The sequence below is a fragment of the Mycolicibacterium sp. P4_G11 genome (assembly GCF_056555145.1).
This window is the reverse complement of sequence record NZ_JBFUJW010000005.1, coordinates 157,293-184,070: the sequence shown is the minus strand read 5'-3', so window position 1 is coordinate 184,070 and position 26,778 is coordinate 157,293. Positions and strand designations below refer to the sequence as shown.

At 66.6% G+C, this 26,778-nt stretch carries 21 protein-coding genes and 1 pseudogene; 13 read left to right on the top strand and 9 right to left on the bottom strand.

The window, feature by feature from the left end:
• Nucleotides 1–4 precede the first annotated feature (4 nt).
• From AC1U2B_RS12095 to AC1U2B_RS12055, 9 genes are all read left to right on the top strand, one after another.
• Entirely contained in the window at nt 5–1,246 is a 1,242-nt protein-coding gene (locus AC1U2B_RS12095) for an aromatic ring-hydroxylating oxygenase subunit alpha (RefSeq protein ID WP_480216982.1), read from the top strand.
• Complete coding sequence (locus AC1U2B_RS12090; protein WP_480216981.1) at nt 1,246–1,731, top strand: aromatic-ring-hydroxylating dioxygenase subunit beta; 486 nt, start codon at nt 1,246–1,248, stop codon at nt 1,729–1,731. Before AC1U2B_RS12095 ends, AC1U2B_RS12090 begins: the two co-directional genes overlap by 1 nt.
• Nucleotides 1,731–1,943 (top strand): hypothetical protein, encoded by a 213-nt coding sequence (locus tag AC1U2B_RS12085; protein ID WP_480216980.1) that lies wholly within the window; start codon nt 1,731–1,733, stop codon nt 1,941–1,943. Before AC1U2B_RS12090 ends, AC1U2B_RS12085 begins: the two co-directional genes overlap by 1 nt.
• The gene (locus AC1U2B_RS12080; protein ID WP_480216979.1) at nt 1,940–3,121 is read left to right on the top strand and encodes an acetyl-CoA hydrolase/transferase family protein; all 1,182 of its coding nucleotides are present in this window, start codon (nt 1,940–1,942) and stop codon (nt 3,119–3,121) included. The genes AC1U2B_RS12085 and AC1U2B_RS12080 overlap by 4 nt, the downstream gene beginning before the upstream one ends.
• Nucleotides 3,118–4,314 carry an acetyl-CoA C-acetyltransferase gene (locus tag AC1U2B_RS12075; RefSeq protein WP_480216978.1) on the top strand — a complete coding sequence of 399 codons (1,197 nt, stop codon included), beginning with the start codon at nt 3,118–3,120 and terminating at the stop codon, nt 4,312–4,314. Before AC1U2B_RS12080 ends, AC1U2B_RS12075 begins: the two co-directional genes overlap by 4 nt.
• Complete coding sequence (locus tag AC1U2B_RS12070; protein ID WP_480216977.1) at nt 4,311–5,588, top strand: OB-fold domain-containing protein; 1,278 nt, start codon at nt 4,311–4,313, stop codon at nt 5,586–5,588. The genes AC1U2B_RS12075 and AC1U2B_RS12070 overlap by 4 nt, the downstream gene beginning before the upstream one ends.
• Nucleotides 5,585–6,778 (top strand): acetyl-CoA acetyltransferase, encoded by a 1,194-nt coding sequence (locus tag AC1U2B_RS12065; RefSeq protein WP_480216976.1) that lies wholly within the window; start codon nt 5,585–5,587, stop codon nt 6,776–6,778. Before AC1U2B_RS12070 ends, AC1U2B_RS12065 begins: the two co-directional genes overlap by 4 nt.
• Nucleotides 6,779–6,875: 97 nt before the next feature.
• A complete protein-coding gene (locus tag AC1U2B_RS12060; protein WP_480216975.1) occupies nt 6,876–8,042 on the top strand; it encodes an acyl-CoA dehydrogenase family protein in 1,167 nt (388 codons plus the stop codon).
• Nucleotides 8,043–8,051: 9 nt separating this feature from the next.
• On the top strand, nt 8,052–9,353 hold the full coding sequence (locus tag AC1U2B_RS12055) for a phytoene desaturase family protein (RefSeq protein ID WP_480216974.1): 1,302 nt from the start codon (nt 8,052–8,054) through the stop codon (nt 9,351–9,353).
• A gap of 66 nt (nt 9,354–9,419) precedes the next feature.
• On the opposite strand, the gene AC1U2B_RS12050 is transcribed toward AC1U2B_RS12055, so the two are convergent.
• The 6 genes from AC1U2B_RS12050 to AC1U2B_RS12025 form a co-directional block, all read right to left on the bottom strand.
• On the bottom strand, nt 9,420–10,574 hold the full coding sequence (locus tag AC1U2B_RS12050; RefSeq protein WP_260932903.1) for an acyl-CoA dehydrogenase family protein: 1,155 nt from the start codon (nt 10,572–10,574) through the stop codon (nt 9,420–9,422).
• Between the two features lie 21 nt (nt 10,575–10,595).
• Nucleotides 10,596–11,747 carry an acyl-CoA dehydrogenase family protein gene (locus AC1U2B_RS12045; protein ID WP_043390715.1) on the bottom strand — a complete coding sequence of 384 codons (1,152 nt, stop codon included), beginning with the start codon at nt 11,745–11,747 and terminating at the stop codon, nt 10,596–10,598.
• Nucleotides 11,748–11,750: 3 nt separating this feature from the next.
• Nucleotides 11,751–12,902 carry an acetyl-CoA C-acetyltransferase gene (locus tag AC1U2B_RS12040; RefSeq protein WP_480216973.1) on the bottom strand — a complete coding sequence of 384 codons (1,152 nt, stop codon included), beginning with the start codon at nt 12,900–12,902 and terminating at the stop codon, nt 11,751–11,753.
• A 68-nt stretch (nt 12,903–12,970) separates the two neighbouring features.
• Nucleotides 12,971–13,591, bottom strand: coding sequence for a hypothetical protein (locus AC1U2B_RS12035; protein WP_043390719.1), 621 nt, complete (start codon nt 13,589–13,591; stop codon nt 12,971–12,973).
• Between the two features lie 108 nt (nt 13,592–13,699).
• Nucleotides 13,700–14,971, bottom strand: a complete 1,272-nt coding sequence (locus tag AC1U2B_RS12030; protein WP_480216972.1) for a PucR family transcriptional regulator — start codon at nt 14,969–14,971, stop codon at nt 13,700–13,702.
• 44 nt (nt 14,972–15,015) lie between these two features.
• A complete protein-coding gene (locus AC1U2B_RS12025; protein WP_480216971.1) occupies nt 15,016–15,219 on the bottom strand; it encodes a hypothetical protein in 204 nt (67 codons plus the stop codon).
• Nucleotides 15,220–15,442: 223 nt separating this feature from the next.
• Between AC1U2B_RS12025 and AC1U2B_RS12020 the strand changes: the two are divergent.
• Nucleotides 15,443–18,817: pseudogene (locus AC1U2B_RS12020) on the top strand (protein kinase domain-containing protein); the annotation flags it as partial.
• 138 nt (nt 18,818–18,955) lie between these two features.
• Here AC1U2B_RS12020 and AC1U2B_RS12015 read toward each other — a convergent pair.
• Nucleotides 18,956–21,046 carry an MDR family MFS transporter gene (locus tag AC1U2B_RS12015; protein ID WP_480216970.1) on the bottom strand — a complete coding sequence of 697 codons (2,091 nt, stop codon included), beginning with the start codon at nt 21,044–21,046 and terminating at the stop codon, nt 18,956–18,958.
• A gap of 51 nt (nt 21,047–21,097) precedes the next feature.
• Nucleotides 21,098–21,919 carry an LLM class F420-dependent oxidoreductase gene (locus tag AC1U2B_RS12010; protein WP_480216969.1) on the bottom strand — a complete coding sequence of 274 codons (822 nt, stop codon included), beginning with the start codon at nt 21,917–21,919 and terminating at the stop codon, nt 21,098–21,100.
• A 64-nt stretch (nt 21,920–21,983) separates the two neighbouring features.
• On the opposite strand from AC1U2B_RS12010, the gene AC1U2B_RS12005 reads away from it, so the two are divergent.
• From AC1U2B_RS12005 to AC1U2B_RS11995, 3 genes are read left to right on the top strand one after another with little or no spacing between them, the layout of a single operon-like run.
• Nucleotides 21,984–23,498: an MFS transporter gene (locus tag AC1U2B_RS12005; RefSeq protein WP_480217294.1), complete on the top strand. Its 1,515-nt coding sequence runs from the start codon at nt 21,984–21,986 to the stop codon at nt 23,496–23,498.
• 46 nt (nt 23,499–23,544) lie between these two features.
• On the top strand, nt 23,545–24,333 hold the full coding sequence (locus AC1U2B_RS12000) for a GNAT family N-acetyltransferase (protein WP_480216968.1): 789 nt from the start codon (nt 23,545–23,547) through the stop codon (nt 24,331–24,333).
• On the top strand, nt 24,326–25,543 hold the full coding sequence (locus AC1U2B_RS11995; RefSeq protein ID WP_480216967.1) for a lysine N(6)-hydroxylase/L-ornithine N(5)-oxygenase family protein: 1,218 nt from the start codon (nt 24,326–24,328) through the stop codon (nt 25,541–25,543). The genes AC1U2B_RS12000 and AC1U2B_RS11995 overlap by 8 nt, the downstream gene beginning before the upstream one ends.
• Here the strand turns inward: AC1U2B_RS11995 and AC1U2B_RS11990 are convergent.
• The gene (locus tag AC1U2B_RS11990; protein ID WP_480217293.1) at nt 25,533–26,759 is read right to left on the bottom strand and encodes an Nramp family divalent metal transporter; all 1,227 of its coding nucleotides are present in this window, start codon (nt 26,757–26,759) and stop codon (nt 25,533–25,535) included. The genes AC1U2B_RS11995 and AC1U2B_RS11990 overlap by 11 nt on opposite strands.
• Between the last annotated feature and the right edge of the window lie 19 nt (nt 26,760–26,778).

The window sequence follows — 26,778 nt, the reverse complement described above, 5'->3', positions numbered from 1 at the left end:
AGCCATGACCACCGCTGTCGAATATTCACGGCTCATCGAGCCGACCCGCGTGCACGGCTCGCTGTACACCGACCCCGCCATCTTCGCCGAAGAGCTGGAGCGCATCTGGTACGGCGGCTGGGTGTTCGTCGGCCACGAGAGCGAGATCGCGCAGCCGAATGACTACGTGCGCAAGCAGATCGGCCCGCAGGACATCATCATGACCCGGAGCCGTGACGGCGACGTCCACCTGCTGGTGAACCGCTGCGCCCACCGCGGCAATCTGGTGTGCGACGACGCGAGCGGGAACTCGGGATCGTTCCGGTGCCCGTATCACGGCTGGACGTACCGCAATGACGGTGCGCTGGTCGGCTACCCGTTCAAGAAGGGCTACGGCGATGAGAAGCTGGACCTGGGCCTCGGACGCCTGCCGAAAGTCGACAGCTACCACGGCTTCGTGTTCGGCAGTTTCAACCCCGACGTACCGCCGCTGCTCGAGCACCTCGGCGCCGCTGCCGGTGAGATGGACCGGCTGGCGCGCCTGTCGCCGGCAGGCCAGGTGCGGCTCGACGCCGGCTGGCTCAAGCACAAGACCCGCGCCAACTGGAAGCTGTTGGCGGAGAACGAGACCGACGGCTACCACCCGCAGTTCGTGCACGGCTCGATCTTCTCGGTGACCGGCAGCACCATCGGCCCGCTCTACAGCGACAAGTCCACCGCCGTCACACGCGCGCTCGGAAACGGGCACAGCGAGAACGACCTCCGGCCGGAGTTCCGCAAGTTCGCCGAGCCGATGCGATGGTTCGGCACGACGGCCGAACGGGTCCCTGACTACGTGGCCAGAATGCGAGCAGTCCACGGCGACGCGGCCGAGCAGATCCTCATCGAGGGTGGCCCGCACGTGATGGTGTTCCCGAACCTCTTCATCGCCGAGATTCAGGTGTTCAACATCCAGCCGCTGTCCGCCGGTGAGTGCATCCAATACTCGACCGCCGTTCAGCTGGAGGGGGCGCCAGAGCTCAACAAGCGCATGCTCTCGCAGTCCATCGGATCGGTTGGACCGGCCGGAATGCTGCTCGCCGACGACACCGAGATGTACGAACGCAACCAGGCCGGCGTCGCGCAACTGCTGCCCGAATGGCTCGACATCCGCCGCGGCACCGTCCGGGAGCGCCAGGACGAGAACGGGTTTCAGATCGGTGGCGCCACGGATGAGACGGCCATGCGCGCCTTCTGGGCGCACTACAAGACGCTGATGGAGCCATGATGACGACATCTACCGGAGCAGACCTGCGCGAGCTCGAGCGATTCATCTACCGCGAGGCCCGCTTTGCGGACGAGCACGAATACGACGCGTGGGAGGCCTTGTGGACCGACGACGCCCTGTATTGGGTGCCTGCCGCGGAATCGCTCGCCGACCCGGAGCACCACGTGTCGGTCATCTACGACAACCGCCGTCGGATCTCGACGCGGTTGCAGCAGTTGCGCACCGGCAAGCGGTACGCGCAAGCGCCGGCATCGAACCTGCGCCGGATCGTCTCCAACATCGAAATCCTCGCGGCGGAGGGTGACGAGTCGACCGTCGGCGCGAACTTCGTGCTCTACGAATCGAAGTCACGCGGCATCGAGACCTGGGCCGGCCGCGTGACCTACCTGCTGCGACGTGTCGACGGCGAGCTGAAGTTGGCCCGGAAAACGGTGCTGCTGGTGAATTACGACGAGGCGTTGCCGACTCTGGGATTCCTGATCTGATGGATGTCGGCGACGTCGTCCACAACGAGTTCGCTCAGGTAGCGGTGCGGGTCGACCGCGTCGGGAACAGTCCCCGGCTGTCGTTGACCGACCTCAAGACCGGGCGCGTGCGCTTCCTCGACGCACTTGAACTCGAGACCATCGTGTGGCTGCCGGACGGGCACATGCAGAAATTGCTCGACCCGTCCGCAGACCGATGGAAAGAAGGATGATCGACCTCAGCGCGCACATTCGCCCTGGCGACACGATCGTCTGGGGGCAGGCTTGTGCAGAGCCTCTGACCCTCACCGAGGCGCTGACGTCGCAGCGTGAGAACCTCGGCGGCATAACGGCTTTCCTGGGTATCCAATTTGCCGGCACCGCGAAGCCCGAGCACGCCGATCACATCCGGTTCGTCAGCTACTGCGGCACCGGAGCGAACCGCGCATTGGCCCAGGCGGGCGTGCTCGACATCTATCCGGGCCACTACTCGACACTGCCCTGGCTGGTGTCACACGGACCGCTGCGAGCGGACGTGGTGCTCGTACAGGTATCGCCGCCCGACGTGGACGGCAATCACAGCCTGGGCCTGGCGCATGACTATCTCACCGCGGCAATCGATGTCGCGCGAGTGGTGATCGCCGAGGTGAACGACCAGGTTCCCTTCGTCGCCGGCTCGCGCTATCTGACCGCCGCTGACGTCGATGCGCTGGTGGAGAGCTCGCGGCCGCCGGTGGAGGCGCCGGCGGGTCGTGTCGACGCGACCACGATACGGATCGCCGAGCTGGCAGCCGGCCTGGTCGAGGACGGGGCGACCTTGCAGCTGGGTATCGGCGCGGTGCCGGAATTGATGTTGGGCGAACTGAAAGACAGGCGCGACCTGAGGTTTCATTCGGGGCAGCTCAGTGACGGCGCTGCCGGACTCATCGAGGTCGGGGCGGCCGGCGGCGGGGTCGCGGCGTTTCTCATCGGTACCCGCCGCCTGTTCGAGTTCGCGCATTGCAATCCGGCGATCGCGTTGCGCCCGGCGTCCTACACGCATGACCCCGATGTGCTTGCGGCACAGGAAAAGTTCGTGGCAGTCAACTCGGCGGTCGAGGTCGATGTGACCGGTCAGGTCAACGCCGAGATCGCCGGCGGGACGTACGTCGGTGCGGTCGGCGGCGCGGCAGACTTTCTGCGTGCCGCGGCGCGGTCGTCGGGCGGACTGCCCATCGTGGCGCTACCCGCGAGCCGGATCGTCGCGGCGTTGTCCGGGCCGGTGTCGACAGCGCGGGCGGACGCCGGAATCTTCGTCACCGAATACGGCATCGCGGATCTACGTGGGCAGCCGTTGGCCCAGCGGCGCCGCTGCATGGTCGAGATCGCACATCCCGACCACCGAGAAGCCTTGTTGGAAGGAACATCATGAGACGCGCGGCAATCGTGAACCCACTGCGTACCCCGGTCGGCACGTTCGGCGGAGCGCTGCGTTCTGTGCCCGCCGAACGGTTGGCATCCACGATCCTGAAAGCCGTTGTGGAGACGTCGAGTATCGATCCGGCGCGGATCGACGACGTGGCAATGGCACAGTCGTACGCCAATTCCGAAGCGCCGTGCATCGGCCGGTGGGCAGCACTGGATGCCGGTCTGCCGGTGGAATTGCCCGGATTTCAGACCGACCGTCGGTGTGGCGGCGGATTGCAGGCAGTCGTCACCGCCGCGATGATGGTGCAGACCGGAGCTGCTGACGTCGTCCTCGCCGGCGGCGTCGAGAGCATGAGCAACATCGAGTACTACACCCAATCGACACGGTGGGGTTCGCGGTCGGGCAATGCCACGCTCTACGACCGCCTGGATCGGGGACGGGAACGTTCGCAGCCGGATTGGCGGTTCGGAGCGATCAGCGGAATGATCGAAACAGCTGAGAACCTCGCGTCCGAGTACAGCATCTCCCGATCCGCCGCCGACGAGTTCGCCGCTCGTAGTCACCAACGTGCCGCAGCCGCTTGGGAATCCGGACGGTTCAGCGACGAGGTGGTGCCGGTCGAGGTGCCGCAGCGGAAAGGCGACCCGATCGTCTTCTCGAAAGACGAAGGCATCCGCCCTGATACCACCGCCGATTCGTTGGCGAGACTTCGCCCGATCACACCCGGCGGCACCGTGACTGCCGGGAACTCCAGCCAGCAGAACGATGCTGCCGCGGCGTGTCTGGTGGTCGCCGAGGACCGGCTCGACGAGCTCGGTCTGGAGCCGCTCGCCTTCCTGCGTGGCTGGGCCGCGGCTGGCTGTGAACCGCGGGTGATGGGTATCGGCCCGGTGCCGGCGGTGGCAAAACTCTTTGCCCGCACCGGGTTGTCGTTCGACGACATGGATCTGGTCGAGCTGAACGAGGCGTTCGCCGTTCAGGTGCTGGCAGTGATGAAGGGCTGGGGATTCGACGATCTCGACCGGCTCAACGTCAACGGTTCGGGCATCTCACTCGGGCATCCGATCGGTGCGACCGGCGTGCGGATCCTCACGACGCTGTCGCACGAACTGCGTCGCCGCGGAGGCAAATACGCCTTGGAGGCGATGTGCATCGGCGGCGGGCAGGGTATGGCGGCGATCATCGAGGCGCCATGACCGGAATCGTCTCGTACGCCACGTATCTGCCGTCGCACCGGTTGCGGGGCCGTCGGGTCGTCGCATCGTTCGATGAGGACAGCACGACGCTGGGTGTCGCCGCCGCGCAGGCCGCTCTCGGCAACAGACCGGCCGGCGCCCTGTATTTCTCGTCCACCACGCCTGCGTACGCGGACAAGGCGAACGCCACCGCCATCCACGCCGCGCTCGGCCTACCGCTGAGCGCGTTTGCAGTAGACATGGTGGGGTCGGCGCGCAGCGCTGTCGCGGCATTCCGGGCCGCGTCCGCATCGGGCGGTATGGCGGTGCTGTCCGATGTCCGGGTCGGGCGTGCCGGGTCCTCCGACGAGAAGGACGGCGCCGACGCCGCGGCGGCCTTCCTGTTCGGCGACACTGACACGATCGCCGACATCATCGGATATGCCGGCGCGACAGCAGAATTCCTCGACCGCTGGCGCGTACCCGGCGGCAAGGGCGCGCAGTGGGAGGAACGCTTCGGTTTCGAGGAGTATCTGCCGCTGATCGAAACGGTGCGCTCCCAGATCGGGGTCGACGACCCGGATCACGTGGTCGTGGTGTCGCCGAACACGGCGGTCCGGAAATGGGCCGCGCGTACGTTCACGACGTCGCCCGTCGGCCACGCAGGCGCCGCTGATCTGGGCATCGCACTGGCGAACGTGCTGGACGTCGCGCAACCCGACGAGACGATCCTGGTGATCTCGGCGGCGGACGGGGCCGACGCCATCGCCCTGCGCGTCACCGCGCAGGTCCGGCGTCAGTCGGCATCTGTGGCCGAGCAGCTTGCGGCCGGTGCCGACGTCGACTACCTGACGTACCTGACGTGGCGCGGACTGCTCGAGCAGGAGCCGCCGCGGCGACCGGAACCCGACCGGGTCGCAGCTCCGCCGTCTGCTCGCGAGCGCGACTGGAAGTTCGGTTTCACCGCAAGCTGCTGCACTGCTTGCTCGTTCGTTCATCTACCGCCGGTGCGGGTCTGCAAGAAGTGCGGCGTCGTCGATCAGATGACGCGGCGGCCGCTGCGTGCGGAGGCCGGGACCGTCGCGACGTTCACGGTGGACCGGCTTGCCTACTCGCTTGCGCCGCCCGTCGTCGGAGCAGTCGTCGACTTCGACGGCGGCGGCCGGTACACCCTCGAGCTCGCGGACGGTGGAGCCGACCGCATCGCTGTCGGCTCCCGCGTTGGTTTGACGTTCCGCTGTCTGCACAGCGCGGGCGGTGTCCACAACTACTTCTGGAAGGCGAAACTCCTGTGAGTAGCAGCGGCATCCGCGACAAGGTCGCTGTGGTGGGCATGGGATGCACCCGATTTGGCGAACGGTTCGGTGCGTCTGCCGAAGACCTCATCATCGAGGCGATCGATGAATGCTTCACGGCCAACCCGAAGCTGGATCGGGCCGGCGTCGGCGCGTACTGGTTGGGCACGCTGGCCACCGGCCAGAGTGGGCTCACTGTGAGCAAGGCGCTCGCCTTGGACTACACCCCGGTGACGCGGGTCGAAAACTATTGCGCCAGTGGATCCGAATCCTTCCGCAATGCCTGCTTCGCCGTCGCGTCCGGTGCTTACGACATGGTGGTGGCCGTGGGGGTCGAGAAGCTGAAAGACTCGGGCTACTCGGGACTGCTGCGGGGCGATCCGCCGGGCGACGGTACCGCTTCGGAGCTTTCGCTCACCGCACCGGCGGCGTTCTCGTTGCTCGACCCGGCCTACTGCGCCCGCTACGGTGTCGACCCCGCCGCGATGCGCGATGCGATGACGCACGTGGCCTGGAAGAACCATCGCAACGGGGCGCGAAACCCGAAGGCGCAGTTCCGTTCAGAGGTCTCCAAGGAGAAGATCGCGCACGCGCCCATCGTCGCCGGACGGCTCGGTGTGTTCGACTGCTCGGGCGTATCCGACGGCGCGGCGTGCGCGGTCATCGTTCCCGCAGAGCGCGCCGCCGAGTACACCGACCAGCCTATGTACGTGAAAGGTGTTGCGCTGGCGGCCGGACCGGGCCGGGGAGCGGTGGACCCCGGTTACGACTTCACCACCTTCCCCGAAGTCGTCCGCTCGGCACGCGACGCGTATGCGCAGGCCGGGATCGAGAACCCGCGTGCGGACATCTCTTTCGCCGAGGTGCATGACTGCTTCACTCCGACGGAGCTGGTGCTGATGGAGGATCTGGGGTTCGTCGGCCGGGGCGATGCCTGGCGTGCCAGCCTCGCCGGTGAGTTCGATGCCGACGGGCGGTTGCCGGTCAATGTCGACGGCGGCCTCAAGTCGTTCGGCCATCCGGTCGGTGCCAGCGGGTTGCGCATGCTCTATGAATGCTGGCTGCAATTCCGTGGCGAGGCCGGCGACAGACAACTGGCCGAGCCGCGAATGGCATTGACACACAACCTCGGTGGACGCCCCGGTGCCTGCGTATCGCTCGTCGCGGTAGTGGGTAACGAACTGGGTTGACACTGTCGCCGAGGCGGCAGCGTTGACCCCCGATAGGTCATTATTTTATTATAGATTCAAAATTACTACGAAGTAGCTCAACGGAATGTGGATCAAAATGACGCTCACCAGCTTGGTTGCTGACACCGCCGACCACGCGATGCTTCGCGACACTGTCGCCAAGATCGCCGACAAATATGGCGCGGAGTACTTCCTGGAACGTTCGCGCGCCGGTGGGAAGGTCGATGAACTCTGGGCGGACCTCGGCGCGGCCGGGTTACTCGGGGTGCACCTGCCCGAGGAATACGGCGGTGGCGGTGCAGGCATGTCCGAGCTGGCCATCGTCATCGAAGAACTGGCCGCACATGGCATTCCGCTGCTCTTGACGGTCATCTCGCCGGCCATCTGCGGTTCGATCCTGGCCGCTCATGGCTCGCCCGAGATGAAGCAGCGCTGGCTGCCCGGCATCGCCGACGGCTCGTTGAAGATGGCGTTTGCGCTGACCGAACCGGATTCCGGGTCCAACAGTCACCAGGTGAAGACCACCGCCCGCCAGGACGGCGACGGATGGTTGGTGTCCGGCGGCAAGTACTTCATCTCCGCCGCCGACGAAGCGCACGCACTGCTCGTGGTGGCGCGGGACGGCACCGCTGCGGACAGTGGGCGGAACCCGCTGTCGCTCTTCGTGGTACCCACCGATGCGCCGGGAGTCACACTCCAATTGCTGGAGACGACCGTGACCTCTCCGGATCATCAGTTCACCGTGTTCTTCGACGACGTTCGGGTCGGACCCGAAGCGTTGATCGGTACCGCCGGCAACGGGCTCAGGCAGGTGTTCGCCGGGCTCAATCCGGAGCGGATTCTGGCGTCGGCGCTCAGCGGAGGCATCGGCCGCTACGCGGTCGAGAAAGCCGTCGCCTATGCGAAAGACCGTGCGGTCTGGTCGGTTCCGATCGGGGCGCACCAGGGCATCTCGCACCCCATCGCCGATTGCCACATCCAGGTCGAGCTCGCCCGCCTGGCTACCCAACGCGCCGCGCAGATATTCGACGACGGCGGGAACGCTGCTGCGGCGGCGAACATCGCCAAGTATGCCGCGGCCGAAGCGTCGCTGAAGGCACTCGACCAGGCCATCCAAACCCATGGCGGCAACGGACTTTCCAAGGAGTACGGACTGGCCGAACTGTGGTTCGTGGCCCGTCTCATGCGCACCGCACCGGTGAGTCGCGAGATGGTGCTGAACTTCGTCGCCCAAACCATGCTCGACCTGCCGGCTTCGTACTGAGGAGAATCCATGCCAAACACATTTGACGCACTCGTCGTCGGCGCCGGCGCGGGCGGGCTGTTCGCCGCGGCGCGGCTTTCGCACCTCGGCTACCGGACGTTGGTCGTCGAGCGGCTCGAGGTCGTCGGCGGGCGGGCGTCGACGCGCGACATTGACGGGTTCAAGGTCAACAACGGCGCCATCGTCATCGAAACCGGCGGCCTCACCGAGGAGACGTTCCACGAGGTCGGCGCGAAGTTCGACGTCCGTGCCGCGGAACCGCCGATTCTCTACCGCATCGGCGATAAAGACGTCGACGTGACCGGCGGTGGCTGGGGATTCCTGCTGTCCAAGCTGACGCGCCAGGGCGCGAAGCTGGTGAGTGGAATCGGCGCGGCCCGAAACGATTCGGGGTTGCCGGAAGACGAGCTTTCGACAGCCGACTGGGTGGCCAAGTACACCAAGAACGAGTCGGTGCATGGCATCTTCCGCAACATGTGCGGATCGGTCTTCGCGGTGGGTTCCGAGGAACTGCCGGCGCGGGTGTTTCTGACGTACTTCACTCGCAAGAGCGCATTCAAGAAGTTCGGCTTCTGCCCCGAGGGCACTATCGGCATCTGGCAGGCGCTCGCCGAGGTGGTGGAGAAGAACGGGGGAGCGGTCTGGCTCTCGTCGGAGGTGCAGCAGCTGCACCTGACGGACGGGCGGATCACCGGAGCCACTGTGGTCCACGGCGGTGAAACTGTCGATATCTCTTGCGGTTTCGTGGTGAGTGATATCGGTCCGTTCGCGACGGTCGAGCTGGTCGGCAGCCAGAATCTGCCCGCCGACTACGTAGCGAAGGTCGATGCGGCAAACCGGCCGTGCTCGATGATCACCGTCAACTTCGCCAGCCGGCGAAAGCTGTTGAAGGCGCCGGGCATGCTGAGCTTCGCGAAGACCCGGCGGCTGTGCTACGTCGCGAACTTCACCGAGACGTGTCCCGAGATGGCGCCGGAGGGCTGGCACCTCTATGCGGGGACCTCGGTGCCCAAACCCGCGGTCGGCGACTTCGACGAGAACGCGGAAACCGAACTGCTACTGGCTGATCTGCGCGCGGAGATCGACGGCTTCACCGATGCCCGCATCCTGTCGATCGCGGTTACCCGCGACGGCTGGCCGCCGCAGCGCGCCGTCGCGGGCTTCGACCTGCCGCACGACACCCCGATCGCGAACTTGTGGAATGTCGGAGATGCGGTGAAGGAATACGCCAACGGCGGGACGACGGCGTGTGCGGAGACGGCCAAGATCGTCGTCGACAAGATTCGGGCCGTGCATTCGCCGACGGCCTGATGCTGTTCCGGCCCTTCGCCATCCGAGGTTGGTGAAGGGCCGGTTCGTCGGCAGGGTGGCCAGTTCTCAGGCGGTCAGTCCACCGCGGGCGACGAGTTGCGCTGCGATGACGTTGCGCTGGATTTCGTTGGTGCCCTCGCCGACGATCATCAGAGGCGCGTCGCGGAAGTAACGCTCGACGTCGTATTCGGTCGAGTAGCCGTAACCTCCGTGAATGCGGACGGCGTTGAGCGCCACCTCCATGGCGACCTCAGACGCGTAGTACTTGGCCATGCCGGCTTCCATGTCACATCGTTCGCCGGCGTCGAACCGCTGCGCCGCATGCAGCACCAGCTGGCGGGCGGCCGTCAGCTTGGTGGCCATGTCGGCCAGATAGCCGCCGACAGCCTGGTGCTTCCAAATCGGGACGCCGAAACTCTCGCGCTGCTGGGCGTAGGCCAGCGCATCGTCGAAAGCGGCCTGACCGACGCCGAGCGCGCGGGATGCGACCTGAATCCGGCCTGTCTCAAGACCTTTCATCATCTGTGCGAAGCCCTGCCCCTCCACTCCGCCGAGGACGGTGTCCAGCGGCGCGCGGAAGTCGTCGAAGGCCAACTCACAACTCTCGACGCCCTTGTACCCAAGCTTGGGTAGATCGCGGGACACGATCAGTCCCGGACCGTGTTCGACCAACAGGATGCTGATGCCGCGGTGCCGGGGCGTGGCCGCCGGGTCGGTCTTGCACAACAGGGCGATGAGCTGGGACCGGCGGGCATTGCTGATCCACGTCTTGGCCCCGTTGATGACATAGCCGTGCTCGTCGCGACGGGCGACGGTGGTCATCGCCTGCAGGTCGGAGCCGCCGCCGGGTTCGGTCAGCGCCATGGTTGCCCGGATCTCTCCGGTGGCCATCCGCGGGAGGTAGCGGCTCTTCTGGTCGTCCGTGCCGAAGTTCAGGATCAATTTGGAGACAACGGTGTGGCCACCCATGGCTCCCGCCAGGCTCATCCAGCCACGCGCCAGTTGCTCGGTCACCCCGACGTAGCACTGGGTGGACACCGGCGCGTCGCCGTACGGCTCCGGGATCGCCAGACCGAAGATGCCCATCTGCTTCATCTGGTCGATGAGCTTTTCCGGGTACTCATTGGCGTGTTCGAGATCGCGTGCGACGGGCCGCACCTCACGGTCGACCCAGTCCCGCACAGTCGCGACGACCTGCCGCTCTTCGGCTGACAACTCCACAGCTGGTCTCCTATCTGAGGATCAGCAGGCCGCGATATCGCGGCCGATGATCTCCTTCATGATCTCGGTCGTTCCGCCGTAGATCGTTTGGATGCGGGTGTCGAGATAGGCTCGGGCCACTGGATATTCAGTCATGTAGCCGTACCCACCGTGCAGCTGCAGGCAGCGGTCGATCACGCGCTTTTGCAGCTCACTGACGTACCACTTGCCCTTGGCCGCATCGATCGCGCTGAGCGTTCCGGCGTTGTATGCCAACACCGAACGATCGACGTAGGACTCCGCGATATCGATCTCCGTCGACATCTCGGCGAGCTCAAACCTGATGTGTTGCTTGTCCGTGAGCGGTTTGCCGAACGCCTGGCGCTGCCGGCAGTAGTCGACGGTGCTGCTGAAGATGGCGCGGGTCGTGGCGATCGCTTTGGCGCTGACGCCGAGACGCTCCCGTGGGAGATGGCTCATCAGGTACGGCAAGCCCATTCCCGCTTCGCCCAGCAGGTTCGTCGCGGGTACCTCGGCGTCCCGGAAGTACAGTTCAGCGGTGTCCTGAGCGGGCAGCCCGATCTTGTCGAGCTTGCGTCCGCGTTCGAAGCCCGGGGTATCGCGCTCCACGACGAACAGACTGAATCCGCGCGAGCCCGCCTCGGGATCGGTTCTGGCAGCAACGACCACCAGGTCGGACATGATGCCGCTGGAGATGAATGTCTTCTGCCCGTTGAGGATCCAGGTGTCCCCTTCGCGCCGGGCAGTGGTGCGAATGCCGCGTAGATCGCTGCCGGCGCCGGGTTCGGTCATGGCCAGCGCGCCGATGATCTCGCCGGCCGCGAACCCGGGCAGCCAGCGCTGCTTCTGTTCGTCGTTGGTCAGGTCGAGCAGATAGTGCAGAACCAGGTCATCCTGCAAGCTGACGGTCAGACCGAACGACAAGGCGTTGATCCGGGAGACCTCCTCGCACACCACCATCCGGTAGCGGTAGTCGGATTCGCCGGCGCCGCCGTACTGCTCGTCGATCTGCAGGGCGTAGATTCCCGCTTTGGCGGCGCGAGCGAATACGGCGCGATCGATCCAGCGGTCCCGATCCCAATCATGTTGATGGGGAACGACTTCACGCGCGAGAAACTCGCGCACCGTCTCGCGATAAGCCGTGTGGTCCGCGGTGTAGAGCGTGCGCTCCATGGCCTATAGCCGCTCGATGATGGTGACGTTGGCCTGCCCGCCGCCTTCGCACATGGTCTGCAGTCCGTACCGACCGCCGGTGCGTTCCAGCTCGTGCAGCATCGAGGTCATGAGGCGGGCGCCGGTACAGCCGATCGGGTGGCCGAGGGCGATGGCGCCGCCGTTGGGATTGACCTTGGCGGGGTCGGCGTTCAGTTCGGTGAGCCAGGCGAGGACGACCGGTGCGAACGCCTCGTTGATCTCGACGACATCGATGTCGTCGATGGACAGTCCGGCACGCTTCAAGGCGTGCTGGGTGGCCGGGATCGGGGCCGTCAGCATCATCACGGGATCGGCCCCGCGCACAGACATGTGGTGGATGCGGGCCCGCGGGGTGAGGTCGAACCGGTCCACCGCAGCCTCGGAGGCGACGAGCAATGCGGCTGCGCCGTCCGAGAGCTGGCTCGCCGCTGCGGCGGTCACGACGCCGCCGTCCACCAGAGGCTTCAGGCCGGCCATCTTTTCCAGGGACGTGTCGGCTCGCGGCCCTTCGTCGACGCTGATTCCGGCGAGTTCGGTGATCTCCCGGGCAAAGCGCCCCTCCGCGATGGCGGCGACGGCACGCTGGTGGCTGGTCAATGCGAACCGCTCATTGTCCTCGCGGGTCAGCTTCCAGTGGGCGGCAATCAGTTCCGCGCCACGGAACTGCGAGATCTCCTGATCTCCATAGCGTGCCCGCCAGCCCTCGCAGCCGGTCCACGGGTCGGTGGCGCCGAACGGTTCGCCGGCGGCGAACGCGCTCAAGATGGGGTACTGACTCATCTTCTGCACGCCACCCGCGACGATGAGGTCGCACGTGCCGCTCATAACCGCTTGTGCGGCAAAGTGAACCGCTTGCTGAGCCGAGCCGCACTGACGGTCGATCGTCACGCCGGGGACGGATTCGGGCAGGCCGGCCGCGAGGGCCGCGGTGCGGGCGATGTCACCGGCCTGCGAACCGATGTTGTCGAGGCACCCGAGGATCACGTCATCGATGGCTTCCGGGTCGATGTCGTGACGGTTCACCACGGTCTTGATCACATGCGCGGCCAAGTCGGCGGGGTGTGTGCCGGACAGCCCGCCGCCGCGCTTGCCGACGGCAGTGCGAGTGGCGTCGACGATGTATGCCTCAGTCATAAAATTGAATTTAACATAGATTCGAAAATGCGGTCAATCGAAGACCTGACCCATCGAGACGGTCTTGTTCAGACGAGTTCGGGCACTCGCAGGTGAGCAATTGCCAGCTCGAACTCGCAGATATCGACCAGGTTGCCGCCCAGTTGCCCGAGCTTCTCGGTGCGCACCTCGCTGGCCTGCTCACGGTTGCGGTCGAGGGCCGCGGCGCTGTCGAACGTCACCGATGACACGGCGAGTCCAGATGGTTTGTCGAGCATGAGGCTGGCGCTGCAGAATCCCTCGAGTTGCTGCACTGCCGGCAGGACCAACGTCCGGTAGAAGTCCGTGGCGAGGTCTGCCTGATGCGGCTCGACGGTGAACCACGCAACCCGCAGGCAGGCGCCCTGCGGCGAGCGGTGGTCGCGGTGCAGTGCCGTGACCTCCCACTCGTTGATCTCCTTGCGGGTGCCGTGCATCAGCTCCGCTGCTCGTTCCCCGAGCGGCCGGGCGGCGTGTGCCGTCAAGTGCATCACCGCCTCGGACTCCCAGGCGCTGGTGGCGATGCACCGGCCGAGGCGCCTATCCACCATCAGGGACATTCCTGCCGCCCCTAGCTCCTCGAGAGCGGGCAGCACGGTGTCGCGCATGTACGCAACACCGGTATCGATCGACGCCGGCTCGGCCTGAAACGTGGTTGAGCGTGCGTACACCAAGCGCTCCTCGGTTACGGCAGCGCCTGGTGGCACTGCTGGTTCTCCTCACAGCGTCCCCTGTCGACCCGGATGGTGTACGGACTTTGCCGGAATCCACAGGTTGCGTTAAGGAGCGAGGACCGCGGTGCCGAACCAATGGCAAAGCAGCAGTGCGACTTCCACGTCGATGCGGTCTTCTTCGATTGGTCTGCCGCGACGCTCGATGGCGCGGTGGACGCGGTACTTCACCGAGTTGACGTGCAGGTGCAGCTCGTCGGCGCTGGATTTGAAGCTGGAGCTGTTGCGCAGAAACCCTCGGAGGGTCTCCCGTAGCCGCTCGTCACCGTCGGTATCCGTGGCCAGCGGGCCGAGGACCCGGGCGACCCAGGAGCGGGCGTTGTCCAGGTCGGAGCTGAACTGTGCTGCGACGATGAGGCCAGGTTCGTCGGCAGCGGTGACCGGCCGTGGTGGCGCCCCCGGTGCCATCGCCACCGCACGGGCGGCGATGGCCTCGCGGTGTGACCGGCGGAATCCGGTGAGTCCGTCGAGCGGGTTTCCCACGGCCAGCCATGGCGCGTCCGCCCGGAGCCGGACAAATTCGCGGATCTGGCTCACCGCGGTGTCGACGGCATCGGAAGCAAAGGGAATCCAGGCCCACCCGGTCATCTGATCCGACGCCACGAACAGGGGACGCTCCCGAGCTCCCAGCGTGGCAGCGAGGTTGGTGACGAACCGCTCCATGGCGTCCAGTTCGTCGCCGCCGGCCTGCTCGGCGCACCAGACGATGAGCGCGAGATGGCTGCGGTGCAGGGGGTACTGGATCAGGTCGGTCGTCTCATCGACATCGAGATCGCCGCCGTCGAGCACCTCGCGTACCCGTAGAGCCCGTATCTGGTTCCGATTGGCCAACCATCGATCGCGCTCGGCTTGATAGGCGGTCACCACCTGGTGCGACACCCGGTCGATGTAGGTGAACGAGCTGGCGGCGATCTCTTCGAAGACCCGCCACCCCAGTTCGGTCTCGAGCTGCGCGGCCCGGACTTCGTCGAGGATCAGTTTGAGGACGCCTTGGTGTCCGAGTCGATAGGCCCGGACCAATTCGTCCATATCGGTGCCGCGCTGTGCCAACCGGCGCGCGTGCTCCAGCGCAGCCGTGGGCGGCTCGATGCGATCGATGGGTATCCCGTGGCGGATGGCGGGGAAGAATGCTTCGAGATTGCCTTGCACCGCGTCGTACAGCAGCGCTGTCAGCTCGCCCTCACCGGCCATTTCCGATCGCTCCTGGACCAGCAACTCCTGAAGGGAGCGGGCAATGGCCGGCAGCTTGTCGCTCAACCGGTCCACGATCATCGCGGCGGTCTCGGCGGAGAGCACCCCGGTGTCGTGACTGCGAGCCATCGCTCGACTCTATGGCTTTAGGGGCGGGCTCACGCCCGCATTTGCTACTGGCTGCCGGCGTAGGCCAGGGTGCGCGCGCGGGCCGGCGCTGCGACGTGCGGCAATGCGACCGAGTGGACGGCGGCAGCAGCGGCGCTGCGACGGGCGTTGAACCACCGGACACCGGCGGCGGCGACGACCAGCAGCAGCGGCCACAGGCCGATGCCGAAAATGACGATGCCGTCGAAGATGAACTTGGCTTCGAACATGGTTCTACTCCTGAGGTTGGTGAAATGTATTTGATCCGTTGATATTTGGCGGTTTCTCAACGGGAAGCTGATAAAAGAACGGTACGGCGCGACCGCGGCGCGACCCAGGTACCGGCGAGACAATCTTTTGCCGATCTGGTCCGAATCGTTGTCTCTGCGGAACAAAGGGGCATCAATTTCCGCGGGTGGCCCCCATTCCGGCCCGCCGAGCCGACAATTGAAAGTGAAGACAGCAACCGAACCGAAGGCGTCTGACGTGTCCGAACCCGACGAAACGCAACGCGGCGTCGCGACCGGCATCGTCGCGGAGCTCGAAGCCGAGGGCTTCTACGGTGCCGAGCCCGTCGGGCGCGGCGGGTTCGGCGTGGTCTACCGGTGCCGCCAGCCGTCGCTGGACCGGGTCGTCGCGATCAAGGTCCTCAACACTGACTCGGACGACGTCGACCTGGAGAGCTTCGAGCGCGAGCAGCGGGCGATGGGACGGGTATCAGGTCACCCGAACATCGTGCCGGTGCTGCACAGCGGGTTGACGTTCACCGGACGGCCGTTCATCGTCATGCCGTACCTCGGCCGCAACACACTGTCGGCGTGGATCAAGCAGCACGGGCCGCTGGCCGTCGGGGAGGCGCTGACGGTCGGGGTGCGGCTGGCAGGGGCCCTCGAAACCGCACACCGCGCCGGCGTGCTGCACCGAGATGTCAAGCCGCCCAACGTACTTCTCTCGGCCTATGGGGAACCGCAGCTGTGCGACTTCGGCATCGCGCGCATCGTGGGCGGGCGGGAAGCCACCATGAGCGTCTTCGTCGGCTCCCCGTCCTACACCGCGCCCGAGCTGTTCGAAGGGGCGACGCCCACCGCGGCCTTCGACATCTACGGGCTGGCCGCCACGATCTTCACCTTGCTCAAGGGGGAGCCGCCGTTCCCGTTCCAGAAGGGTGAAAACCCCATCGCGTTCGCCAAGCGCGTCCTGGCCGGACCGATACCCGACCTGCGTCCGCTCGGGGTGGCCGACCCGGTCTGTACGGCGCTCGAGCAGGGACTGAACGTCGATCCCGCCCAGCGCCCCGCAACGGCCGCGGAATTCGGCGAGCTGCTGCGGGCCGCGGGCGCCCGCATCGGCCTGAACATCGCCGAGGTACCGCTGGAGCTACCGGAAGTCGAGTACGACGGGATGGAATCGTCGCCGGATACCGGGGGACGCTCCACCGGCGGGATCGGACTGCGGACCGACGGATCGGGCCGGTCCACCTATCCGCCCAGCTCACCGGCCCGGTTCCGGCCGCCGACGTTCAGCCGCCCACCGGTGCCGCGCCAACGCATCTTGGATCGGCTCGGCTCTGGACGCAGGCCGAAGCTGGTGCTCATCCACGGGCCGGCCGGGTACGGCAAGACCGTGCTGGCGACGCAGTGGGGCGAGACGCTGGTCCGCGACGGACTGCGGGCGGCCTGGTTGACCGTCGACAGCGACGACAACAATGCCCTCTGGTTCGTGGCGCACCTCATCGAGGCGGTGCGCGTCATGCTGCCGGAGCTCGCCGACGTGCTGCAGCAGGAATTCGATGAACGGCCCGATTCCGCGCTCCGGCAGGTGCCCAACATGCTGATCGACTGGCTGCACTCCAACAAGCAGACGTTGGCCCTGCTGATCGATGAGTGGCACCGCATCACCAGCGCCGACAGCCTCGACACCCTCGCCTACCTGCTGGAGAAGGGCTGTCACCATCTGCACGTGATCGTGGCCAGCCGGACGGGCACGGGCCTGCCGCTGGGCACGCTGGGTGTGCAGGGTGAGCTGGTCGAGATCGATGCATCGCTGCTCAGGTTCGACGTCGGTGAGGCGCGGACCCTCCTGGTCGATCGGTGCGGACTCGACCTGTCCGGCGCCACGGTCGCCGGGCTCGAAGAGTCGACCGACGGTTGGCCGGCGGCCCTGCAGCTGGCCTCGTTGAGCCTGCGGGACGGCGGCGATGCGGCTGCCATCGTCGGCAGGCTCTCCGGATCGGACAGGGCGATCGGCGACTACCTGACGTCCAACGTGCTGGACAGCCTGGAACCCGAACTCGTCGAGTTCCTGTCGGCGACGTGCATCACCAAGCAAATCTGCAGTGGCCTGGCGGCCGCGCTGACCGGCAATCCGCGCAGCCGCGACGTGCTGGAAGACATCGAAAAGCGTGACCTGTTCCTCCGCCGTACCGACCCGGAGGGCACCTGGTTCCGGTACTCCAACCTGTTCTCCGAATATCTGCTGCACCGGCTCAAGCGCGACGACGAAGACCGCGTCAGCGAGTTGCATCGGATTGCCGCACGCTGGTTCATGAAGCATCGGATGTACAACGAGGCCGTCGATCACTGGATGCTCGCGGGAGACGACGAACAAGCCGTCGATGCCGTCGAGCAGGTGTCTCCCGATCTGCTCGAACAATGCGAGCTCATGATGCTGACCGGCTTGGCGGCCAAGCTGCTGCCGCACCTGGCAGATGAGCGGCCGCGGCTGCAGGCGAACTTGGCGTGGGCGAACGTCGTCCTTCGCCGGCCGGTCGGTGTGGCTGACGCGTTGCAGCTCGCGGAAGACAACATCGACATCCTGGACGACGACGAAATCGACGATGTCCGACGAGAATTGGACCTGCTTCGCGTCGTGATGGCCGGACATGCCGACCACATCGACGCGTTCACCGAGACGGCTGCGCAAGCGTGCGTGGACCACGCCGACACCCTGGCGCCGTTTGTGCTGTGCCGCGCGGCGTACACCGCGTCGTACGCCGCATTGCGCAAGTTCGATTTCGACGGCGCATTGCGCTGGCATCGGTGGGCCAACAAATACCGGCGGTCCATCGCGGGGCCGATGACCGTCGGCTACGGGTATCTCATCGCGGCCCTGGCCGCGAACGAGCAGCTCGATGTCGCCGGTGCCGAGGCGCACCTGCGGCACGCGATCAGGATTGCGTTGCTGCCGTCCGGGCGGCCGACGTACATCGCCAAACTCGCCGGCGCGCTGCTGGGCGAATTGCTGTATGAGCGTGGAGAACTCGACGAGGCGGAGGTCCTGCTCGACGAGGCGCATGAACTCGGCAACGAGGGCGGCATCGTCGACGTGATGCTCGCAACCTACCGCGCGGGCGCCTACCTGAAGAATGCCCGCGGCGACAGCGCCGCTGCTGAGCATCGACTGGCGGATGGCATCGGGCATGCTCGGGCGCTGGGACTGCCGCGTCTGGAGGCGGGGTTGAAGCTGACGCACATTCGCGTCGCGGCCTTGTCCGGGACTGAGATCGACAAGGCGCTGGCGCGGCGCGTCATGGCGCACGGTCTGCAAGACCTCGATGAGATCGGTGATCTGACAGCCGAATTCAGGGAAGACGCGCAAATCAGGGTGCTGTTGCTCGACGGCCGGCCGGAGGCGCTGGCGTCCGCGTGCGAGCGGGCCCGCGTCCGGCTCGATCACATCGACAAGCTGCAGCGGCCCCGTGCGCACATGCAGGCCAGGATTCAATACGCCCGGTGTCTCGCGGCAGCAGGGGAGGACGAGAAAGCCCAATGGGTGCTGGCCCCGGCGCTGAAAATCTGTGCCGCACTTGGGCTGAGCCGGCTCCTGATCGACGAGGGGCCCGCGCGCTACTGCGCGTCGCGCACGACGTCGCGGTCGGATGGGAGACCGTCGACGCCGCCACCGCGGCGGACATCAGCGACTTCGTCCACAAACTCGAAGCGGCTGCCCTGCACCGGACGGGGTGACTCAGCGGCGGGGCAAGCTGGCGTGCGCGCGGAACGGCCGGGTCGGTGGCTCCTCCGGCCGGGCGGCGCGCATCCGGGTGGTGGGCAGGTCGGCGACAGACTGGTGCGGTGGGCCGAGTTTCGTCCCCCGGGCCGACTCCCGTTCGATGAGCACACCGCGGGCAATGCGGTCGAGTGCACTCTGGACATGAATGCGCTCGGGTGCACCGTGGAATTCGTCTGACTGCGTGAGGGTTTCGGTGATCCAGCTCGAGATCACATTGCGAGCCGCACTCACCTGGGCAGAGCCGGCCGGGGTCAGCGTGTATTCGCTTCCAGAGCGCATGGCAAATCCGGTGGCAACCAACCGATCGAAGGTCGGTTCGAGGACCTGCCGTGGCACGCGCCGATCGTCCGCGATGTCGAGCAGGTCCGCGGCCCCGGTCGCCGCGGCATACCGGTAGATCAGCATCAGCACCCACAATTGCGCCGTGCCCAGTCGGCTGTTCGAGGTGCGCGCAACCGCTTCCAGGTCAATGCCGTTGCTGTGCTGCAACAGCCGGCCGACAGCGACTTCCAGGAGTTTCTCCGGCGACTCGGTGGTCGGCATGCCGAAACCCTCGCCCATGTCGGTGCTTCCGCTGGCGGCAGCGTCGCGCAGCGGCACCTGCTTGAGGAAGAGCGCCAGGACGAATCCGACGACCGCGACCGGCGCCGCCAACAGAAACACCTGACTCAGGGAATCGGCATAGGCGGTGATGATCGGTGCGGCGGTCTCGTGCGGAAGGCTGTGCAGCACTTTCGGATCGGGTGGCGCTCCAGCTGGGATGCGGGCACTCAGGAAGTTCGCGAACATCGAGCCGAAAATCGCCGCGCCGAAGGAACTTCCGATGGTGCGGAAGAAGGTGACGCCGGAGGTGGCGACGCCGAGATCGGCGAAGTCGACGGTGTTCTGCACCACCAGAATCAGCACCTGCATGCTCAGCCCGATGCCGCTGCCGAGGATCAGCAGGAACAGCGATTGGGTCAACGTCGAGGTGTCGGCGTCCATCCGGGACAGCAGCAGGAATCCCAGTGCCATGATCGCCGTGCCGGCGATCGGGAAGATTCGGTACTTGCCGGTGCGGCCGACGATCGCACCGCTGCCCAGTGAGGTGACGAGTAGACCGGCCACCATCGGGAGGGTGCGCAGCCCCGACGCGGTGGCTGAGACGCCGTCGACGAACTGCATGTAGGTCGGCAGGAACGTCAGCGCACCCAGCATCGCGAACCCGACGACGAACGAGAGCACACAGCACACCGTGAAGACGGGGTTGGCGAACAAGCGCATCGGCAGAATCGGCTCGGGCGCACGACGTTCCACCATGACGAAGCCGACGAGTGCCAACACCGAGGCAGCGAACAACCCGATGATCGTCGCCGAACCCCACGCGTAGGTGGTGCCGCCCCAGCTGGTCGCCAACGTCAGGCCCGCGGCACCGAGCCCGACCAGGACGATGCCGGCATAGTCGACGACGGCGCGGCCGGCACGGGCCATTTCCGGAATGGCCACCGCCGCGATGGCGATGACCACCATCGCCACCGGCACGTTGATCCAGAACGCCCACCGCCAGCCCAGATGGTCGGTGAAGAGCCCGCCGAGCAATGGGCCGACGACGGTCGTGACACCGAAGACCGCGCCCAAAGCGCCTTGATACTTGCCTCTTTCGCGCAGCGGGATGACCTCGCCGATCACGGCGACGGCCGTCACGGTGATGGCGCCACCGCCCAGGCCCTGCAGCGCCCGCGAGGCGACCAGCATCCCCATCGACTCCGAGAGCCCGCACAGGACCGACCCGGCCAGGAACAGCAGGATCGCGACCTGGAAGACCTTCTTCCGGCCGAAGATGTCGCCGAGCTTGCCGACCACCGCCGTCACGATCGTTGAGGCGAGCAGGTAACTCGTGACGACCCAGGACTGGTGACCGGCGCCGCCCAGATCCGCGACGACCGTCGGCAGCGCGGTCGCGACGATGGTCTGGTCGAGCGCGGCCAGCAGCATGCCGAGGACGACAGCGAGGAAGACGAAGTTGCGCTGTCGGAGGCTGGAAGACTCGGCCGTTTGCGGATACATAGTTCTACTAATCGAATTTGATGGGCGCGGCGTTACAAGCGCCCGCCGATCTCAGCGCAGTTCTGCGATGACCTTCGCGAAGGCCTCCGAATGCTGCTGCTGAACAATGAAGTAACTCACCCCGTAGCGATCCCGGAGTTCACGGATCCGGTCGGCCATGTCGGCGGTGCTGCCGCTGAGCACGCCGGGCGTCGTCATCAGTTCGGCATCGCTGAGCTCGGGCTGGAAGTGTCGGGTCATCGACAGGTTCGGGATCCCGGACCCGTCGGTCGGCACCGCGGTGATGGCCAGATTCAGCTCCAGCTCGTCGAACCGGGCACCGGCGGCGTTGCGTACGAACGAAATTCGCTCGGCAAGTGGATCGTGCTCGTCGGTGCGCGGTCCGCCGCCGGTCAGCCCGATGATCTGTGCCTGCTGCGCGGCGACGGTCAGCAGCTTGTCGCCTGCGCCGGCGATCATCACCGGCACATCGGGCAGGTGCGAGCGTAGGTACGAGGTGACATGCGCCGTGTACTCCACCCGCTTCCCGGCGCTGGGGAACGGCAGCTCGGCGGCGTCGAACTCTTCCTTGACGTATCCGGCGCCCAGACCCGTCTCGAAACGCCCTTCGGTCAGGTCGCGCATGGCCGCGATATCGCGAGCCAGCAGCGCCGGTTTGTAGAAGCACGCGTTGAAGACGAAGGTGCCCAGGTGCAGGGAGTTGGTCGCCGCGGCGGCAGTCGCCAGCACCGGAAACGGGGCCGGCGCGCCCAGATGGTCAGGCACCAGGAGGACGTCATACCCGAGGTCCTCACCGCGGCGCGCCGCGTCCTGGACCGCTGACCGACTGTCCGTATTCCGCAGGCCGACTCCGAACCGGAAATCTCTCGTCATGTGTTCGACCTTACGGACACGCAGGGCGCACCTGCCGGTGCAAACTGCAGGTGTGAACGCCAGACTGACCCTGACCGCGGTCTGCGTCGTGGTGTTCATGCTGCTGCTCGACATGACGATCGTCGCCGCGGCGCTGGCCGATATCCAGGCTTCTCTCGACGCCCACCTGTCCGGGTTGCAGTGGGTGGTCGACGCCTATGCGCTGCCGATGGCCGGATTGCTGCTGACCGCGGCGACGGTGGGCGACCGGTTGGGGCGGCGGAGGTTGTACCTCGGCGGGCTGGTGGTGTTCATGTTCGCGTCCGCCGGGTGTGCGCTGGCCCGCAACATCGACGTGCTCAACGGACTTCGGGCGGTACAGGGCTCGGCCGGCGCGGTGCTGCTCGGGGTGTCGCTGCCGATGATCGCGGCCGCGTTCCCCGATGTACGGCATCGGGCGGGCGCCATCGCCGCGTACGGCGCGGCGWTGGGGGCCGGCGGTGCCGTCGGACCGCTGCTGGGCGGCGCGCTGGTCACCGCGTATGGGTGGCCGTCGATCTTCCTGATCAACCTGCCGGTCGGGGTGCTCGCGCTGTACATCGTCATCTTCGCCGTCCCGGAAACCGTCGTGGCACACTCCCGTCCGGTCGACGTCTGGGGCACGGTGGTGCTGACGGCGGCGTTGTTCGCCGGTGTGTACGTGCTGATCGAGGGCAACCGCTTCGGGTGGAGCAGCCCGATCATGTTGGGGCTGAGCGCATTCTGCGTGGCTGCGCTGGCCGCCTTCGCGTGGCACGAGTTACGCCAGGCCGAGCCGATGCTGGATGTGCGGCTGCTTTCCGTTCCCGGTTTCGCCGGTGTCTCCCTGGCCGCGTTCGCCGCCAGCGGGACGCTGATCGCGTCGACCAACTACCTCGCGCTGTACTTCATGAACACCTTGGGGTTCAGTCCGTTTGGCGCCGGATTGCGGGCATTGCCGCTGACGCTGGCCATCGTGGTGGGTGCCCCATTGGCGATGCTCGCGGCGCGGCGGATACCGGTGGCGGCGACCATACCCGCCGGCGTCGCATTGATTGCCGTGGGCATGTGGATGATGACCGCAGTAAACGCGAGTACGACGTGGACGCATTTCATCGCCGGGTCCGTCGTGGCGGGATTGGGGCTCGGCGGGCTGTCTGCGCTGACGTCTGACGCGGCGCTGCGTTTCGTGCCGGTCGCCAACGCCGGGATGGCGACGGGCACGGTCAGCACCGCGCGCCAGATCGGCATTCTGGCCGGCGTCGCCGGGCTCGGTGCGTTGTTCAGCCGGCACGCGGGCGACCTTGCCGCGGCGCGGCTTTCCGCCGTACCAGGGCTTGGCGCCGACGCTGCCGGGCAGCTGAGTGACGGGCTGGCCGCCGGCGCCGGACTCCGGGCGCTCGAGGCGGTACCCGACCGGATGCGTCCGGCACTCGCGACGTTCGCGCGCGAGGCCAGTGCGGCCGGCATGCAGTCCGCTCTGACCGCCGCCGCGCTGGCTGCCACCGTCGCCACCGTGACCGTGGCGCTGCTCATCCGGATAGGGGCCCGGCAAACCCTTCGCGCCGATACTGTGGATTAGCCAAAGTTGCTACGGCCGGGCCTGGATGCGGATACGTTCAAACCTTATGGTCGGCGCTGCTGTTCTCTTCTCAGGGGGGCGGTACAGCGTCGTCATCTCCGATGACCCCGACGAGGTCGAAGCGGCCCAGCGCTTGCGATATCAGACGTTCGCCGAGGAGCTGGGTGCTGCACTCCCGCAAGCCATTCGAGGACCGCGCACCGGCGAGATGATCGACACCGACCGCTTCGATGCGTACAGCGATCATCTGCTGGCTCGCGACGAGGAAACCGGGGCGATCGTCGGCTGCTATCGGTTGCTGCCCCCCGACGGCGCCCTGGCGGCCGGCGGCATCTTCACCGATACCAACTTCGAGATGAGCACCGGCATCGACGCATTGCGGCCGTCGCTGGTCGAGTTGGGCCGGGCCAGTGTGCATCCCGACCATCGCAGCGGCGCGGTGATGGCCATGCTGTGGGCCGGCATCCTGCGGTATCAGGAACTGACCGGCTACCGGTGGGCGATCGGCAGTCTGTCGGTGCGCATGGAGGATGGTGGTCCGCGCGGTGCGCTGGTGCGCGGCGTCCTGGACCGGGCCTTCCGGAAGCATCCGGCGCCCGAGGAATTCCGGGTCACACCACGAAATCCAGTACAGGTCAACGGAACTCCGCTGGCAGAGCTGCCCGATCCGGGCCGGGTACGGATTCCGCCGATGGTCGCCGGCAGCCTGCGGATCGGTGGCGTGATCTGTGGGGAACCGTCTTACGACCCGGAATTCGACATGGCCGATTTCGTGGTGTTGATCAACCGGGACATGGTGCATCAGCTCTATCTCGCTCGGCTGACCCGTGTTTGAGGCCGACATGCTGGGGATCGGATTCGGGCCGTCGAATCTGGCTCTGGCGGTGGCCCTTGCCGAGCGTGGCGTGCGCGGTCGATTCGTCGATGCCCAGCCGCGCTTCGGTTGGCACCGCGACATGTTGTTGCCCGGCACCCGGATGCAGATCCCGTTCCTCAAAGACCTGGCGACGCTGCGCAATCCGCAGAGTGCCTTCACGTTCGTGAACTATCTCAGCGAGCGCGGCAGGCTGGTCGACTTCATCGGTCGTCATGACGTGTTTCCCAGCCGGCACGAGTTCCACGACTACCTGCAGTGGGCGGCCGACCAGTTCTCCGCCGACGTGCGCTACGGCCACCGCGTGGCCGGGGTGACGGCGAATGATGCCGGATTCGCGGTGCGGCTGGACCCCGACGAGGTCATCTCGGCGCGCACCCTGGTGCTGGGCACGGGTCTGCATCCGGTACTGCCCGCCGGCACGCGGCCGAGCCTGCGCCAGTGGCACAGCCACCAACTGCTCAGCGCCTTGGCGGCCCTTGGCTCCGTGGCGCGCGGTCGCTTCGCCGTGGTGGGGGCGGGTCAGAGCGCCGCGGAGGTGGTCGCCTATCTGCACCACACCTATCCGCTCGCCGAGGTGCACGCCGTGTTCAGCCGGTACGGGTACAGCCTCGCCGACGACAGTGCGTTCGTGAACCGCATCTTCGATCCGTCGGCGGTCGACGAGTTCTACGGCGCGGACAGCGTCGAGCGGCAGCGGCTACTCGACTATCACCGGTCGGCGAATTACTCGGCCGTCGACGTCGACCTCATCGCGGACCTGTACGAGCGCGAGTACGGAGAACGCGTGAGCGGGGACCTTCGACTGTTCATCCACCGGGCCTGCGCCGTCGTCGGCGCCGATGAGGACGAGGCGGAGGTGCGCCTCGGCGTGCGCAACCTCATCGACAACACGACCGAGACCGTGCGCTGCGACGCCGTGGTGTACGCGACCGGTTATGCGCCGATGGATGTGTCGGCGTTCCTGGGCGAGCTGGCTTCCTGCTACGAGTTCGACGAGCGGGGCCGCCCGATGGCCACCCGCGACTACAAATTGGTGGCCAGGCCGGGTGCTCCCGGCGACATCTATCTCAACGGCGCGACGGTCGAACACAGCCACGGGCTCGGCGCGACGCTGCTGTCGAACGTGGCCGTCCGCAGCGGCGAGATCGCGGCCGCGATCAGCCCGTGACGGTCAGGTAGATCAGCACCACGTTCAGCGCCGAAATCAATACGGCCACAGTCCATCCCAGTGTCGTGACGACGCGGTGGTTGATGCTCTCGCCCATCACGGCGCGGTTGCTGGTCAGCCGGATCAGCGGAATCAGCGCGAACGGGATGCCGAACGACAGCACCACCTGGGAGATGACCAATGCGCGCGTCGGGTCGAAGCCGACGGCCAGCACCACCAGTGCCGGAATGACCGTGACCGCCCGTCGGAGCAGCAGCGGGTACGACCGGTTGAGCAGGCCCTGCATGATCATCGCGCCGGCGTACGCGCCAACCGAGGAGGACGCCAGGCCCGAAGCCAGCAGGCCGATGGCGAAGCACAGCGCGACCGCCGGACCGAGGGCGTTGCCGACCGCGGCGTGTGCGCCCGCGATGGTGTCGGTGCCTTCGACGCCCTGCAGGTGCGTCGCCGCGACCAGCAGCATCGACAGGTTCACCGCACCCGCGACGACCATCGCCAAGCCGACATCGAAGCGGGTGACGCGCAGCATGTGGCGCAGGGGAGCGCCGGCTTCCGGCTTTCCGTGCCGGTCGCGGGCCAGGCCGGAGTGCAGGTAGACGACGTGCGGCATGACCGTCGCGCCCAGGATCGCGGTGGCCAGCAGGAGGCTCTCGGCTCCGGCGAAGTGCGGCACCATGCCGCCGATCACATCGCCCGCAGCGGGCGGATCGACGAAAAGACTGGTGAGGAAGCCGATGGTGATGATCGCCAGCAGCCCGGCGATGATTCGCTCGAACGCGCGCTGACTGCCGCGGTTCTGCACCGACAGCAGGCACATGGAGACCACGCCGGTGATCACGCCGCCCACGAGCAGGGGCAGGTCGAACAGCAGTTGCAGCGCGATGGCGCCGCCTACGACCTCGGCGAGATCGGTTGCGACCGCGACCATTTCGGCCTGTACCCAGAATGCGATCCGGGTTGGGGTGCGGCAGTTCTCGGCGACCAGTTCCGGCAGCGAGCGGCCGGTCGTCAGGCCCAGCTTGGCTGACAGGTACTGCACCAGGCCGGCCATGACATTCGCGAGCAGGATGACCCACACCAGCAGGAAGCCGAACTTCGCGCCCGCGCTGATGTTGGCCGCGACGTTGCCGGGATCCACATAGGCGATGGCGGCGACGAACGCCGGGCCCAGCAAGGACCAGGTTGGGCGCGACGGTGCGCGGGTCTCGGTCAGCACTGCACTCACTCTCTATCCG

Excerpts from the sequence above, each read along its gene's own strand:
- AC1U2B_RS12060 (WP_480216975.1), top strand. The coding sequence starts at position 6,876 with ATGACGCTCACCAGCTTGGTTGCTGACACCGCCGACCACGCGATGCTT.
- AC1U2B_RS12085 (WP_480216980.1), top strand. The coding sequence starts at position 1,731 with ATGGATGTCGGCGACGTCGTCCACAACGAGTTCGCTCAGGTAGCGGTG.
- AC1U2B_RS12090 (WP_480216981.1), top strand. The coding sequence starts at position 1,246 with ATGACGACATCTACCGGAGCAGACCTGCGCGAGCTCGAGCGATTCATC.
- AC1U2B_RS12075 (WP_480216978.1), top strand. The coding sequence starts at position 3,118 with ATGAGACGCGCGGCAATCGTGAACCCACTGCGTACCCCGGTCGGCACG.
- AC1U2B_RS12055 (WP_480216974.1), top strand. The coding sequence starts at position 8,052 with ATGCCAAACACATTTGACGCACTCGTCGTCGGCGCCGGCGCGGGCGGG.
- AC1U2B_RS12045 (WP_043390715.1), bottom strand. The coding sequence starts at position 11,747 with ATGGAGCGCACGCTCTACACCGCGGACCACACGGCTTATCGCGAGACG.
- AC1U2B_RS12025 (WP_480216971.1), bottom strand. The coding sequence starts at position 15,219 with ATGTTCGAAGCCAAGTTCATCTTCGACGGCATCGTCATTTTCGGCATC.
- AC1U2B_RS12015 (WP_480216970.1), bottom strand. The coding sequence starts at position 21,046 with ATGTATCCGCAAACGGCCGAGTCTTCCAGCCTCCGACAGCGCAACTTC.
- AC1U2B_RS12010 (WP_480216969.1), bottom strand. The coding sequence starts at position 21,919 with ATGACGAGAGATTTCCGGTTCGGAGTCGGCCTGCGGAATACGGACAGT.
- AC1U2B_RS12040 (WP_480216973.1), bottom strand. The coding sequence starts at position 12,902 with ATGACTGAGGCATACATCGTCGACGCCACTCGCACTGCCGTCGGCAAG.
- AC1U2B_RS12000 (WP_480216968.1), top strand. The coding sequence starts at position 23,545 with ATGGTCGGCGCTGCTGTTCTCTTCTCAGGGGGGCGGTACAGCGTCGTC.
- AC1U2B_RS12070 (WP_480216977.1), top strand. The coding sequence starts at position 4,311 with ATGACCGGAATCGTCTCGTACGCCACGTATCTGCCGTCGCACCGGTTG.
- AC1U2B_RS12080 (WP_480216979.1), top strand. The coding sequence starts at position 1,940 with ATGATCGACCTCAGCGCGCACATTCGCCCTGGCGACACGATCGTCTGG.
- AC1U2B_RS12095 (WP_480216982.1), top strand. The coding sequence starts at position 5 with ATGACCACCGCTGTCGAATATTCACGGCTCATCGAGCCGACCCGCGTG.
- AC1U2B_RS12030 (WP_480216972.1), bottom strand. The coding sequence starts at position 14,971 with ATGGCTCGCAGTCACGACACCGGGGTGCTCTCCGCCGAGACCGCCGCG.